At 62.6% G+C, this 12826-nt stretch carries 10 protein-coding genes and 1 pseudogene; 1 reads left to right on the forward strand and 10 read right to left on the reverse strand.

The window, feature by feature from the left end:
• The 3 genes from NKH78_RS07320 to NKH78_RS07330 all read right to left on the reverse strand — a co-directional run bounded on the left by NKH78_RS07320 (position 1) and on the right by NKH78_RS07330 (position 3751).
• Positions 1–1155 carry a carbohydrate ABC transporter permease gene (locus NKH78_RS07320; RefSeq protein ID WP_352736836.1) on the reverse strand — a complete coding sequence of 385 codons (1155 nt, stop codon included), beginning with the start codon at positions 1153–1155 and terminating at the stop codon, positions 1–3.
• 1 nt (position 1156) lies between these two features.
• On the reverse strand, positions 1157–2170 hold the full coding sequence (locus tag NKH78_RS07325; RefSeq protein ID WP_352505917.1) for a carbohydrate ABC transporter permease: 1014 nt from the start codon (positions 2168–2170) through the stop codon (positions 1157–1159).
• 225 nt (positions 2171–2395) lie between these two features.
• Positions 2396–3751, reverse strand: coding sequence for an ABC transporter substrate-binding protein (locus NKH78_RS07330; RefSeq protein ID WP_352686578.1), 1356 nt, complete (start codon positions 3749–3751; stop codon positions 2396–2398).
• Positions 3752–4104: 353 nt separating this feature from the next.
• Here NKH78_RS07330 and NKH78_RS07335 point away from each other — a divergent pair, with 353 nt between their 5' ends.
• On the forward strand, positions 4105–5127 hold the full coding sequence (locus NKH78_RS07335) for a substrate-binding domain-containing protein (protein WP_031213013.1): 1023 nt from the start codon (positions 4105–4107) through the stop codon (positions 5125–5127).
• A gap of 327 nt (positions 5128–5454) precedes the next feature.
• On the opposite strand, the gene NKH78_RS07340 is transcribed toward NKH78_RS07335, so the two are convergent.
• From NKH78_RS07340 to NKH78_RS07370, 7 genes and pseudogenes are all read right to left on the reverse strand, one after another.
• Positions 5455–6123, reverse strand: coding sequence for an anti-sigma factor (locus NKH78_RS07340; protein WP_352686581.1), 669 nt, complete (start codon positions 6121–6123; stop codon positions 5455–5457).
• Positions 6120–6523: pseudogene (locus NKH78_RS07345) on the reverse strand (sigma-70 family RNA polymerase sigma factor). Before NKH78_RS07345 ends, NKH78_RS07340 begins: the two are co-directional and overlap by 4 nt.
• Before the next feature lie 133 nt (positions 6524–6656).
• Entirely contained in the window at positions 6657–7496 is an 840-nt protein-coding gene (locus NKH78_RS07350; protein WP_352686584.1) for an alkaline phosphatase family protein, read from the reverse strand.
• Between the two features lie 93 nt (positions 7497–7589).
• A complete protein-coding gene (locus tag NKH78_RS07355) occupies positions 7590–9275 on the reverse strand; it encodes an ABC transporter ATP-binding protein (protein WP_352736838.1) in 1686 nt (561 codons plus the stop codon).
• Positions 9275–10102 (reverse strand): ABC transporter permease, encoded by an 828-nt coding sequence (locus NKH78_RS07360; protein WP_254816006.1) that lies wholly within the window; start codon positions 10100–10102, stop codon positions 9275–9277. The genes NKH78_RS07355 and NKH78_RS07360 overlap by 1 nt, the downstream gene beginning before the upstream one ends.
• A gap of 11 nt (positions 10103–10113) precedes the next feature.
• Positions 10114–11073: an ABC transporter permease gene (locus tag NKH78_RS07365; RefSeq protein WP_352505913.1), complete on the reverse strand. Its 960-nt coding sequence runs from the start codon at positions 11071–11073 to the stop codon at positions 10114–10116.
• Positions 11074–11089: 16 nt separating this feature from the next.
• The gene (locus NKH78_RS07370) at positions 11090–12676 is read right to left on the reverse strand and encodes an ABC transporter substrate-binding protein (RefSeq protein WP_352882470.1); all 1587 of its coding nucleotides are present in this window, start codon (positions 12674–12676) and stop codon (positions 11090–11092) included.
• Positions 12677–12826 lie beyond the last annotated feature (150 nt).

Here is a 12826-nt window from a genome sequence, read left to right on the forward strand (position 1 = left end):
TCAACCTCCTTTCACCGAGCCGGCAAGCAGCCCGCGGACGAAATAGCGCTGCAGCGAGAAGAACACGATCAGCGGCACGATGATGGTAACGAAGGCCGATGTCGTCAGGATCTCCCAGTCGCCGCCGCGCGAGCCGAGCAACGCATTGAGCTTGGCGGTCAGCACGATCTGGTCGCCCTCGGTACCAAGGAAAACCATCGCTACCAGCAGATCGTTCCACACCCAGAGAAACTGGAAGATGGCGAACGAGGCCAGCACCGGGAACGACAAGGGCAGCACGATCTTGACGAAGATCTCGAAATCGCTGGCCCCGTCGATGCGCGCCGACTCCATGATCTCGCGTGGCAGGCCGGCGATATAGCTCCTCAACAGATAGATGGCGAAAGGCAGGCCGAAGCCGGTATGCGCCAGCCAGATGCCGAGATAGGTCTTCGATGGCACGCCGAAGAAGCTGCCGACGCCGTTGTAGAGCTTCAACAGCGGGATCAGCGACATCTGCAGCGGCACGACCAGGAGGCCGATGATGACGGCGATGAGCAGGGCCCGGCCAGGAAAGCGCATCCAGGCCAGCGCGTAAGCGGCGAACGCGGCGATCAGGATTGGAATGACAGTCGCCGGAATGGTGACGGTCAGCGAGTTCATGAAGGAGCGGCCGATGCCTTCCGAAAACAGCACCGTGTCGTAATTGTCGGTGGTGAATTTCGGCGGCGCCGAGGAGGCGTAATAGACGCGCTGGCCGCGTTCGCCTTCGAAAGCCTTCGGCGAGGTCATGACGAAACTGCCGTTGGCATTGAGCTGCAGGGTCACGCCCTCGCCGAGATCGGCTGTCGTGCCGGCGGGATATTGCGTCGGCGCTGCCGACTTGACGCCGAAGGCGCTGATATTGCGGGCCGGGCCGTCGCCGAAGATGTTGCCTTGCAGGACGAACTTGCCGTCCTTCTCGACCTGCGCCGACGCGGGCGGCAGCCGTCCGGCTTCCGTCTGGCTGGAACTGGTGAACGAGTTCCACCAGCCCGAAGCGATGATCTGGTCCTTGTCGCGCAGCGACGAGACCAGAATGCCGAGCGTCGGGATCGTCCAGATCGCAACGAAGATGAAGACGGCGATATGGACGCCGAAACGGCTGACAAAGGACTTTCCGGTCGCCACGGCCATCTCAATGTCCCTCCGTCTCTTTGTTCGCCTGGCGGATGTTCCAGACCATGATCGGAATGACCGCTATCATGATGATGATGGCGATGGTGGCGCCGCGGCCGAAATCGCCGCCGCCGCGGAACATCCAGTCGAACATCAGATTGGCCAGCACCTGGCTGTTCCACTGGCCGTTGGTCATGGTCAGCACGATGTCGAAAACCTTCAGCACCAGGATGGTGATGGTGGTCCAGACGACGGCGATGGTGCCCCAGATCTGCGGCACCATGATCTTCCAGAAGATCTGGAAGGGGTTGGCGCCGTCGATCACGGCGGCTTCCAGCGTCTCTTCCGGAATGCCGCGCAAGGCCGACGACAGGATGACCATGGCAAAGCCGGTCTGGATCCAGATCAGGATGACCATCAGGAAGAAGTTGTTCCAGAACGGCAGCGATATCCAGACCTGCGGCTGGCCGCCGAAATACTGGATGATGGCGTTGAGCAGGCCGATCTGTGTCTGGCCCTCGCCGCGATACTCGTAGATGAATTTCCAGATGACGCTGGCGCCGACGAAGGAGATGGCGAGCGGCAGGAAGATCAGGCTCTTGGCGATGGTGCCCCACCAGATCTTGTCGGTGAGCACGGCGATGATCAGGCCGAGGAAGGTGCAGGCGGCTGGCACCACCGCCAGCCACATGATGTTGTTGAGGATCGAATTGCGGAACTCACGGTCGCCGAACGCCCATTGATAGTTGGCCAGGCCGACGAAATGGGCGCCGCCGCGATCGAGGAACGACAGCCTCAGCGTCTCCACCACCGGGTAGATCAGGTAGATAGTGAGGATGATCATCGCCGGGCCGACGAACAGCCAGGGCCGGATCACCCCCTGCCAGCGCAGATTGTCGATCGCCGCCTTGCCGGAAACGCCGCGTGCCGGAAAGATCGTGTCGAGTGCCTTGTTGGCACCCCAGAAATAGGCGACGCAGCCGCCCACGCCGATGATGATGACGAATATCGCCGAAAAAATCTGAGCCGCCATGGGTCCCTCCCCCTGCGCACGGATCCGCCAGTCGAGAATGGCTTTGGCGACGGGATCATGCGCCGATTCAGTTGTCTGGAGCGCGACCAGCCGAAAAGCAGGTCACTGGGCGCGCGTCATGCCGGAATGCGTCGTGCTCACGACAATCGACGCGACGCCAGGCACCGAAGAAGGTCCGGGCCGTTTGAGGCCCGGACCGCATCACATGGGACTCGAGCCGGCCGCTTACTTGATCGCGTCCCAGCTTTTCTGGATGTCGGTGGCGACGTCCTGGGCGGACTTGCCACCGACCAGGTCGATCATGCCGGTCCAGAACGCGCCGGCGCCGATCTTGCCCGGCATCAGGTCGGACCCATCGAAGCGGAAGGTCGAGGCGTTGGCCAGGATCTCGCCCTGCTTCTTCAGCGCGTCGCTGGCATAGGCGTCCTTGTTGACCGACTTGAACGGCGTCACGAAGCCGCCCTGTGCCATCCAGATCTCATGAGCGAGCGGCAGCTTCAGGAATTCGATGAACGCGCGGGCACTCTTGCTATCTTTGGTGATCATGGCCAGCGTGCCGGCGCCGAGCACCGGAGTGCCGAGCTCGGGCTTGGAGGCGTAGGGCGGGTAATAGAAGAAGTCGGCATCCTCGCCGATCTTGGTGCCTTGCGGGAAGAAGGTCGGGATGAACGATGCCTGGTGGTGCAGATAGCATTTCGGCGGCACCGAGAAGAGGCCCTTCGGGCTGTCGCGGAAATCGGTCGCCGCAACCGCCTTGGCGCCGCCCTCGACCATCTTGTCGTCGGTCGCGATCTTGCCGAAAATGTCGATGGCGTTGACCACGGCCGGATCGTTGAACGGAATTTCGTTCTTTACCCATTTGTCGTAGATCTCGGGCGTCTGGGTGCGCAGCATGATGTCTTCGACCCAGTCGGTCGCCGGCCAGCCGGTGGCGCCGCCCGAACCAAGCCCGATGCACCATGGCGTGCCGCCGTCGGCGATGATCTTCTTTTCGAGCTCGGCAAGCTCTTCCTGCGTCTTCGGCACCTTGTAGCCGGCTTCCTCGAAATTGTCCGGCGAGTACCAGACCAGCGATTTCACGTCGGCCTTATAAGGAAAGGCGAAGAAGCCGGGCTTGCCGTCCTTGTCCTTGAAGGTGCCGAGGTCGACCCAGGATTGGCCCGCGCCGTAATTGTCCTTGACCCAGTTGGCCGTGTCGTCGCCGAGCGGCGTCAATAGGCCTTTCGATGCCAGATCCTGGATCAGGCCCGGCTGCGGCAGCACGGCGATGTTGGGCGGGCTGCCAGCCTGCGTGTCGATGACGATCTGCTGCTCGTAATTCTCCGACGAGGAATACTTGATCTCGGCGCCGGTGGCTTCGGAGAAGTAATCGAGAACGGTGCGGATAAGCCCTTCGTCCTCGCCGCGCCACGGCCCGAAGATCGTCAGTGTCTCGCCCTTGAGGTCGACCTTCTTGAGCTCTTCGTAGTTGGCCCAGTTGAAACGGGGATCTTCGCCCGGCTTGAACTTCAGTTCGGCTTGCGCGGGCATGGCCAGGGCGAGCGTGGCAAACGCAGCGCCCAGCAGAAGCATTTTTTTCATCGGTATTCCCTCCCAGTGGTGACAAACACCGAACGAAACCTCCATTCCGTCCGCCGGCGCCGCAGGACTGTGACTCAGTCGGAAAGGAACTGCAACCTTTCGTGGAGTCTTCCAAAGCGCTTTGGTCATTTTTGATCTCGCCACTGAATTGATCGCGAGTCAAGAGGAAGCCAGGCTAATCGATTTAATTTCTCCGGCCGGGTGCCGGCAAAAGTGCGCTGCAGCACAGTTTTCTGGCGGTGCAGCAGCAAATTCGGCTTCAAACCGGTCCGAACCGTGCGTATGGTCACTGCGCTCGGCAACGCGGCCAGATCGTTTCAGATTAAAAGCGCTTTGAGGTTTGGAGGCCTCCGGTGAACCTCAAGCAGCTCTCCCACATGCTAGCGCTTTCGCAGACCACGGTGAGCCGCGCATTGAACGGCTACCCGGAAGTCAACGAGGAAACGCGCCGGCGGGTGGTCGATGCCGCCAAGCGTCATGGCTATCGCCCCAATCCGAGCGCCCGCCGGCTGGCGACCGGCAAGACCGGCATGATCGGCTATGTGCTGCCGACGGGAACGACCGTTGATATCGACCCGCATTTCGTCGAGTTCCTGTCCGGCCTCGGCGACTATGCGCGTTCGCACGAGCTCGACCTGGTGCTGTCACCGGCCGATGCCGACGACCAGGAGACGACCTACCGCCGCATTGTTGCCAACCGGCAGGTCGACGCGGTCTATATCTCCTCGCCGAGGCCGGCCGACCGCCGGGTGGCGCTGGTCAATACGCTCGGCATTCCCTTCATCGTCCACGGCCGCAGCGAAGGCTTCGATTTCGACTATCCCTTCACCGACATCGACAATGAAGGCGCCTTCCACGAGGCGGCGCGGCTTCTCGTCCAGCTCGGTCACAGGCGTCTGGCGCTTATCAATGGCGACGATCGCGAGACCTTCGCCATACATCGCGAGCGCGGCGTGCGGCGCGCGCTTGCGGCAAGCGGCCTGGTGCTTCGTGATCAGCATGTCTGTTCCCTGACAATGACCGAGGAGAACGGTTATCGCGCCGCCAGGCGTCTGCTGGAACAAAGCGACGCGCCGACGGCGATCGCCTGCTCCAGCCTGATCATGGCGCTCGGCGTGGTGCGCGCGGTGCGCGATCTCGGCCTGACCATTCCGGGCGACCTGTCGCTGATCGCCCATGACGACGTCTTTCCCTGGCTGAAGCCGGAAAATTTTTCGGTGCCGCTGTCGACGACGCGTTCATCGATCCGCCTGGCCGGCGCACGCATCGCCGAACGGCTGGCGGCGCGGATTTCCGGCTTGGAGGAGGGCGCTCGCGGCGAGGTCTGGCCGGTCGACCTGGTGGTCAGGGGATCGGTCGCCGGCGCACCGGCCTAGGGATCAAAACTCAATTACCCTGAGCGACCGAGTTCGAGCCCATATCGGTCATTTGAGGTAACCGGCCGATTGAGTTTTGCCCCCAATATCTGATGCCCAACATTATGCAGCGGCTTCGGGAGAACGGCATGACGCCGACCGGGCGGCCATCCGGAATGCCGAAGCGCACCAGCGTGTTGCCGAGCAGCCGCCTTGGCGCAGTCGGCGTCGGCAGCACGTCCCCGGTTCAGGCAGTCGATCTCCGCCTGGGTGAGGTTAGGATCGTTGGTTTGTGCGACGGCAGACGTGGCGAAGATTGTAATCGTCGCCGTCAATCGAACGACCGCCTTAGCCGCCATCAGCCGGTTTCCTTCCCTCCAGGGCAGCTTCGGTGAAAGGCTGGGCGGCAATAAGGCCAAGCAGTTTCTGATAGTCGGCGGCGGTTTTGGCCGGAACGCCGAGCCGGAAAACGCCGTCGGCGGTGGGCCCGCCGGCGATCGTCAACTGGTTCTTGTCGAGAAAAGCGACGATGTCGGACAGCTTCGCATCCGGTTTGAACTTCACAAGGGCAAACGGCATTTTGGCCAGATCGTCGTCCGATCCGGCAATCTCGAAATCGCCATCTCTGTTGCCGGTCTGCACAAAGGATTGCGTGACGACCAGGGCCAGCAGCACCGCGGCCGCGGCCCAGGCAATGCCGGCGGGCGCCGCCATGAAGCGGCTCCAGGCCTGCGCCAGCCAGGACGATGCCGCCGGCCCGCGGGCGGGGCCGGCCTCGGCATCGAGCGCCTTGGCAAAGCGGCTGAGCGCATCGGCAGGCGGGCGGATTGCCTCGTTTGCGGCAGCGGTGCCGGAGAATTCGGCCTCGGCCTCGCCTAGTGCGGCCATCGCCGCCGGATCGCTTGCCAGCCATTCCTCGATGGCTTCGAGCTCGGTGCCCTCCAGCGAGCCGTTCAGATAAAACGGCAGCAGCATTTCCATTTCGTCGCGGCGCGACATCTTTTCAGCGGCGCTCATGGCCACCCCCTGTCGTAACCGGCGGCCTTGAGGGCTTCGCCGAGTTTCTTGCGGGCGAAGAACATCCTGGTCTTGACCTGGCGACCGGGATGCCGAGTACCTCGCCGATCTCGCTCACCGATTGCCCGTGATAATAGGCAAGGTCGATCACCGTACGGTGCTCTTCCGGTATGGCATCGATGAAGCGTCGCAAGGCAGCGGCCTTGTCTTCTTTCATCGTCACGATTTCCGGCGTGTCGGCACCGTCGGCGATATCGTCGGCCATCAGTTCCGATCCCGTCTGGCGTGCGGCGAAGCGGTAGACGCGCGCGTGGTGGCGCATGAACAGGAGCCGCACGGCGGCACGGTCGCCCTTCGCGACGCGCTCGACGAGCGCGCGATCGGTCTCCGCGGCAGTCATCGCCGGTCGAGCCGCCTGGCTCCTGCCTGCTCTGTCGCTGATCGGCCCAAAAAGGTTCACCGCATCCGCCGGTATATTTGCGGAGGCTAACTGAAGAGCGGGAGCGTCGCCAGAGGGAGAAGAGGGCGCGCGCTCAACTCAGGAACGGCTTTGCCTTCATGGTGACCGGCACCGGCACGCCGAGGCGCGCAAGCACTGTCGGCGCGAGCTGCAGCTGATCGAGCAGCGTATTGGCCTCCGGGCCCTCGCCCGATCCGAAGTAATAAAGTGCGAAATCCTGCATCTCTTCGTCGTGGCCACCGTGATGGCCGCGATCGGTCTGGCCATGATCGGCTGTGACGATCACCTCGTAGCCGGCCTCCCGCCAGCGCGGCAGGAAGCCGGCGAGCATGGCGTCTATTGCATAGACGGCATGATCCATCTCGCGGCAGTCATGGCCGAACCGGTGGCCCATCGAGTCCAGCGTGCAGCTGTGCAGGATGCCGTAGTCGATGCCGTAGCGCCTGGTCAGCAGGGTCAACGTCGCGAACAGGTCGACGTCGCTCGGCGTCATCTGGTTGCTGGCGTTGTAGCCGGTCATGGTGTGGAACCGGCCATGGCTGATCGGCCTGCCCGGCTGGTCGAACTCTATGTCCTCAACCAGGTCGAACGGATAGGCTCGGAAGAATTCGGACCAGTAGGAATGGGTGACCGCACCCGTCTTGCCGCCGGCCCTACTGACTTCGGAAAAAATGTCCGGCTGTTCGACGCGAAACCGGTTCTCGTTGGACAGGATGCCGTGCACTTGAGGCGGCACGCCGGTGTGGATCGAGGCATAGCAGGATGCCGAGGTCGACGGCAGCACGGAGCGCATCTTCCACACGCGCGCGTCGCCGGATTGCACCCAGCCTTCGAGATTGCCCATCAGCCGTCGCCAGTTCCGGTAAGGCACGCCGTCTAGGATGATGAGCAGAAGTTTTGTGTTGAGCGCCAAGGGCGCCTCCATGCGGCTTGATCGGAAAAGTCAGGGCGGGCCTGCCGTTCAATCCACGCCCGGACAGGATCGTCGGGCACAAGGGGCAGCCGGCTAGTTCCCCGCGCTGGCCATGCGCCGTCCCTTGATCGCTTTCTCTAACCAGCCAATCTCCATTTCGGGCACCGACGACAGCAAAAGGTCTGTGTAGGCGTCGAACGGCGGCGTCAGAACCTTGCTCTTGGGGCCGTAGCGCACCACCTCGCCGCGATACATCACCGCGATCGAATCGGCGATCGACTTCACTGTTGCGAGATCATGAGTGATGAACAGATAAGCGACGTTTTCCTCTTTCTGCAGCTCGAGCAACAGCTCCAGTATGCCGTGGGCCACCAACGGGTCGAGCGCCGATGTCACCTCGTCGCAGATGATGAGCTTCGGCTTGGCGGCGAGCGAACGAGCGATGCAGACGCGCTGCTTCTGGCCGCCCGAAAGCTCGGCCGGATAGCGGTCGACATAGCCTTTACCCATTTCGATCTTGTCGAGCAGTTCGGCGACCCGTTTGTCGCGCTCGCGCCCGCGCATCCCAAAATAGAATTCCAGCGGCCGGCCGATGATGGTGCCGACCGTCTGGCGCGGATTCATCGCGACATCGGCCATCTGATAGATCATCTGCAACTGGCGCAGATCCTCCTTCGGCCGGTCGGCAAGCCGGTTGGCGAGCGGCCGTCCGTCGAAGGTGACGGTGCCTTGTTCGGGCGGCAGGAGGCCGGTGATGGCGCGCGCCAGCGTCGATTTGCCGGAGCCGGACTCGCCGACCACCGCCAGCGTCTGGCCCGGGAAAATATCGACCGAGACGTTCTTCAGCACCTTGATGTGGCTGCGGCCATAGGCGGCGGTGATGTTCTTGACCGACAGGAACGGGCTCGGGCCGGGCTTCTGCTCCTGATGTTCGATCTCATGCACCGAAACCAGCGCGTTGGTGTATTCCTGGCGCGGCTCCTTGATGATCTGGCGCGTGCCGCCCCATTCGACCAGCCGGCCGTGGCGCAGCACCATGATCTCGTCCGAGACCTGGGCGACGACGGCAAGGTCATGGGTGATGTAGAGTGCCGCCACATGCGTGTCGCGGATGGCATCCTTGATCGCCGCTAACACGTCGATCTGCGTCGTCACGTCGAGCGCCGTGGTCGGCTCGTCGAAGACGATCAGGTCGGGTTCCGAGCACAGCGCCATTGCCGTCATCACGCGCTGCAGCTGACCGCCCGACACCTGGTGGGGGAAGCGCTCGCCGATGCTTTCGGGGTTCGGCAGGCTGAGCTTCTTGAACAGCGCCACGGCGCGCTTTTCGGCTTCGGCCCGCGTCGCCGTACCGTGCAGGAGTGCTGCCTCGACCACCTGGTCCATCAGCCTGTGCGCCGGATTGAAGGCCGCTGCCGCCGATTGCGCGACATAGCAGACCTCGCGGCCGCGCAATTTGCGGAACCCTTCGTTGCCGCCCTTCAGGATGTCGCGGCCATTGAGGATGACCTCGCCGCCGGTGATGCGCACGCCGCCGCGGCCGTAACCCATCGACGACAGGCCGATGGTCGATTTGCCGGCGCCGGACTCGCCGATCAATCCGAGCACCTTGCCCTTTTCGAGCGTCAGCGAGACATCGTGCACCAGCACGATGTTCTTCGGCGCCTCGCCCGGCGGATATACCGTGGCCTCGATGCGCAGATTGCGGATGTCGAGCAGCACGCCGGACTTCGGTTGCCCGGGCTTCGGTTGCCCGGGCTTCGGTTGCTTGTCGGCCATTACCCGCGTCCTCCCTTCAGGCTTGTCGTGCGGTTGAGCACCCAGTCGGCGACGAGATTGACGGAAATTGCCAGCGCTGCGATCGCCGCCGCCGGAATGAGGGCGGCGCCTATGCCGAAGACGATGCCATCCTTGTTTTCCTTGACCATGCCGCCCCAATCGGCGTCCGGCGGCTGCACGCCAAGACCGAGGAAGGACAGCGTCGACAGGAACAGCACGGCATAGATGAAGCGCAGGCCGAGTTCCGAAACCAGCGGCGACAGCGCGTTGGGCAGGATTTCGCGAAAGATGATCCAGCCGCTGCCTTCGCCGCGCAATTTGGCCGCCTCGACGTAATCCATGACGTTGATGTCAACGGCGACCGCCCTCGACAGGCGGTAGACGCGGGTCGAGTCGAGAACGCCCATGACCAGGATCAGCGTCACCAGATTGGATGGCAGCACCGACAGCACGACAAGGGCCATGATCAGCGTCGGGATCGACATTAGGAGATCGACGAGACGCGACAGCAGCGTGTCGAACCAGCCACCGAAAACCGCTGCCGAGAAGCCGAGGATGGCGCCGAGCGAGAACGACAGCGCCGTCGCCAGCACCGCGATGAACAGAGTGATGCGGGCGCCATAGATCATGCGCGACAACAGATCGCGGCCGAGATTGTCGGTGCCCAGCCAATGCGCCGCCGACATTGGCTCCCAAGGGACGTCGCTGACGATCTCGGCATTGCCGTGCGGCGCGATCCACGGCGCAAAGATCGCCGCCAACACAAACAGCGCCGTCAACACCAGTCCGACCAGCGCCGGGATGGGAATGCGTTTGATGACGAGCATACCCGACCCCCTCATTTCGGATGTCTGAGGCGCGGATTGGCGACGATTGCCGCAATGTCCGCGATGATGTTCAGGCTGATGTAGACGGCGGCGAAGATCAGCCCGACCGCCTGCACCACAGGCACGTCACGCTTGGTGACGTGGTCGACCAAGTATTGCCCCATACCCGGATAGACGAAGATCACTTCGACGACGACGACGCCGACGATCAGATAGGCAAGGTTGAGCATGACGACGTTGATGATCGGCGCAATCGCATTGGGGAAGGCATGCCTGCGGATAACCGCGAAGGCCGAAAGCCCCTTGAGCTCCGCCGTCTCGACATAGGCCGACTGCATGACGTTGAGGATCGCAGCGCGCGTCATGCGCATCATATGGGCGAGCACCACCAGGGTCAGCGCCGCCGCCGGCAGTGCTATGGCCTGGATGCGTTCGCCGAACGGCATCCCCTCATAGACGGTGGAAATGGCGGGAAACCATTGATGTTGCACTGCGAAGAAAAAGACGAGCACATAGCCGACGAAGAATTCCGGGAAGGACGTCGAGGCCAGCGCCAGTCCCGAGATCAGCTTGTCGACCCAGCCATTGCGGTAACGCACCGCGATCAGCCCGAGGATGATCGCCAGCGGCACCGCGACGATCGCCGCCCAGAAGGCGAGGAACAGCGTGTTCCACAGCCTTCCCTTGATCGAGGTTGCGATATCCTGACCGCTCGACATAGCCGTGCCGAGATCACCGGTCAGGATGCCGCCGAGCCAGCGAAAATAACGGATGTAGGCGGGATCATTGAGGCCGAGCTGCTCGCGCAGATTGGCGAGCGACTCCGGTGTTGCCGACTGCCCGAGAATGGCTTGCGCGACGTCGCCGGGCAGGATCTGGGTGCCGGCGAAGATCAGGACCGAAACGGCCAATAGAAGGATGATGCCCAGCGCAATGCGCTGGGCCACCAGTTTCACGATGGGTGAGGACATATCCGCAAGGCCGGGCTCAGGCTTCGAGCCAGCACTTCGCCAGAGCATATCCGTTCATCAACTCCTGATGCGGATCATCCACCCAGCCGGCAACCTTGGCGCCCGTCGCGTCGATGAACTGATTGAACATCGGCAGAATCAGGCCGCCCTCGTCGCGCACCATCACAGCCATGTCGTGGTACATTGCCTTGCGCTTGGCCTCGTCAAGCTCGGCGCGAGCCGCCAGCACCATCTTGTCGAAATCCGGACGCTTGAACCGTGTGTCGTTCCAGTCGGCCGTCGACAGATAGGCGGTAGAGTACATCTGGTCCTGCGTCGACCGGCCACCCCAGTAGGAGGCGCAGAACGGCTGCTTGTTCCAGACTTCCGACCAGTAGCCGTCGCCCGGTTCGCGCTTGATCTCCAGCTTGATGCCGGCCTTGGCCGCGCTTTGCTGGAACAGCTGTGCGGCATCGACGGCACCGGGGAAGGCGACATCCGACGTCCGGAGCAGGACGGCACCGTCATGGCCCGACTTCTTGTAGTGGAACTTGGCCTTGTCGGGATCGTATTTGCGCTGCTCGATCTCGGTGAATAGCGGGTACGATGCATTGATCGGGAAGTCGTTGCCGAGCGAGCCATAGCCACGCAGCACCTTGTTCAGCATTTCCTCGCGGTCGATCGCCAGCTTCAACGCCATGCGCAAGTCGTTGTTGTCGAACGGCGCGGTGTCGCAGTGCATGATGAAAACGTAGTGGCCCGGTCCCGAATGGTTGCGGATGGTGACGCCGGGCACACGCTTGATCAGATCGACGATCTTCGGCTCGACGCGGTTGATCATGTGGACCTGGCCGCCCTGCAGCGCCGCCGTACGCGCCGTGGCGTCGTTGATGTCGATGATCTCGATCTGGTCGGCATGGCCCATCTTGTCGCCCTGCCAGTAATTGGCGAAGCGCTCGCCGCCATGGCGCACGCCGGGCTCGTTGGTGGTGACCTTGTAAGGACCCGCCGAGATACCGGCATCGGCCTTATCCTTGCCGCCGTTCGGCTGGATGATCAGGTGATAGTCGCTAAGCAGATAGGGAAGATCGGCATTCGGCTCCTTCAGCGTCAGCACCACTTCCTTGCCGCTGGCCTTTATGCTCTCGATGCCTTTCATATAACCGAGCGCGCCGGACTTCGACTTCTCGTCCGAATGGCGTTCGAGGGTGGCGGCCACGTCCTCTGCGGTCACCTTCTTGCCGTTGTGGAACTCGACGCCATCGCGGATCTTCAGCGTCCAGGTCTTGGCGTCGTCCGACGAGCCGATCTCCTCGGCAATGCGGTTCTCGAGCTTGCCTTCAGGAGACAGTTCGACGATCAGTTCGCCCCACATCTTGCCGAAGGCGAACGGCACCTGCGTCATGAACAGCGCCGGATCGAGACTGTTGGTGGACTCGCCACCGACCAGGCCGGCCTTCAGCGTGCCGCCCTTGACCGGACCCGCCGCGCGGGAAGCGCTGGATAGCAGCGAATTGGCGAAGGTTGCGGTGACGCCAAGCGCAGCTGCCCGGCCGAGAAAATCGCGACGGCTCAGCTTGCCGGACGCAACGCGCCGGCTCAGATATTCCAGTTCGTTCGACATGTTAAGTTCCTCACTCTGTTGGTCCGACCTTATGGTCGTTTTTTCTCATTTCGATCGGGAGAATAATGACCGTAAGGGAAAGCGGTAAGCAAGACCGAATGCGACATGCCGTGGCGTAAATCGTGCGTCGCAATTGGACCAATCGCTATA

Origin of the sequence: Mesorhizobium sp. M0910 (assembly GCF_040319465.1) — a bacterium.
Taxonomy (GTDB): domain Bacteria; phylum Pseudomonadota; class Alphaproteobacteria; order Rhizobiales; family Rhizobiaceae; genus Mesorhizobium.

Coding starts and splice junctions, on each gene's coding strand:
- NKH78_RS07360 (WP_254816006.1), bottom strand. CDS start 10,102: ATGCTCGTCATCAAACGCATTCCCATCCCGGCGCTGGTCGGACTGGTG.
- NKH78_RS07340 (WP_352686581.1), bottom strand. CDS start 6,123: ATGAGCGCCGCTGAAAAGATGTCGCGCCGCGACGAAATGGAAATGCTG.
- NKH78_RS07320 (WP_352736836.1), bottom strand. CDS start 1,155: ATGGCCGTGGCGACCGGAAAGTCCTTTGTCAGCCGTTTCGGCGTCCAT.
- NKH78_RS07355 (WP_352736838.1), bottom strand. CDS start 9,275: ATGGCCGACAAGCAACCGAAGCCCGGGCAACCGAAGCCCGGGCAACCG.
- NKH78_RS07370 (WP_352882470.1), bottom strand. CDS start 12,676: ATGTCGAACGAACTGGAATATCTGAGCCGGCGCGTTGCGTCCGGCAAG.
- NKH78_RS07330 (WP_352686578.1), bottom strand. CDS start 3,751: ATGAAAAAAATGCTTCTGCTGGGCGCTGCGTTTGCCACGCTCGCCCTG.
- NKH78_RS07325 (WP_352505917.1), bottom strand. CDS start 2,170: ATGGCGGCTCAGATTTTTTCGGCGATATTCGTCATCATCATCGGCGTG.
- NKH78_RS07365 (WP_352505913.1), bottom strand. CDS start 11,073: ATGTCCTCACCCATCGTGAAACTGGTGGCCCAGCGCATTGCGCTGGGC.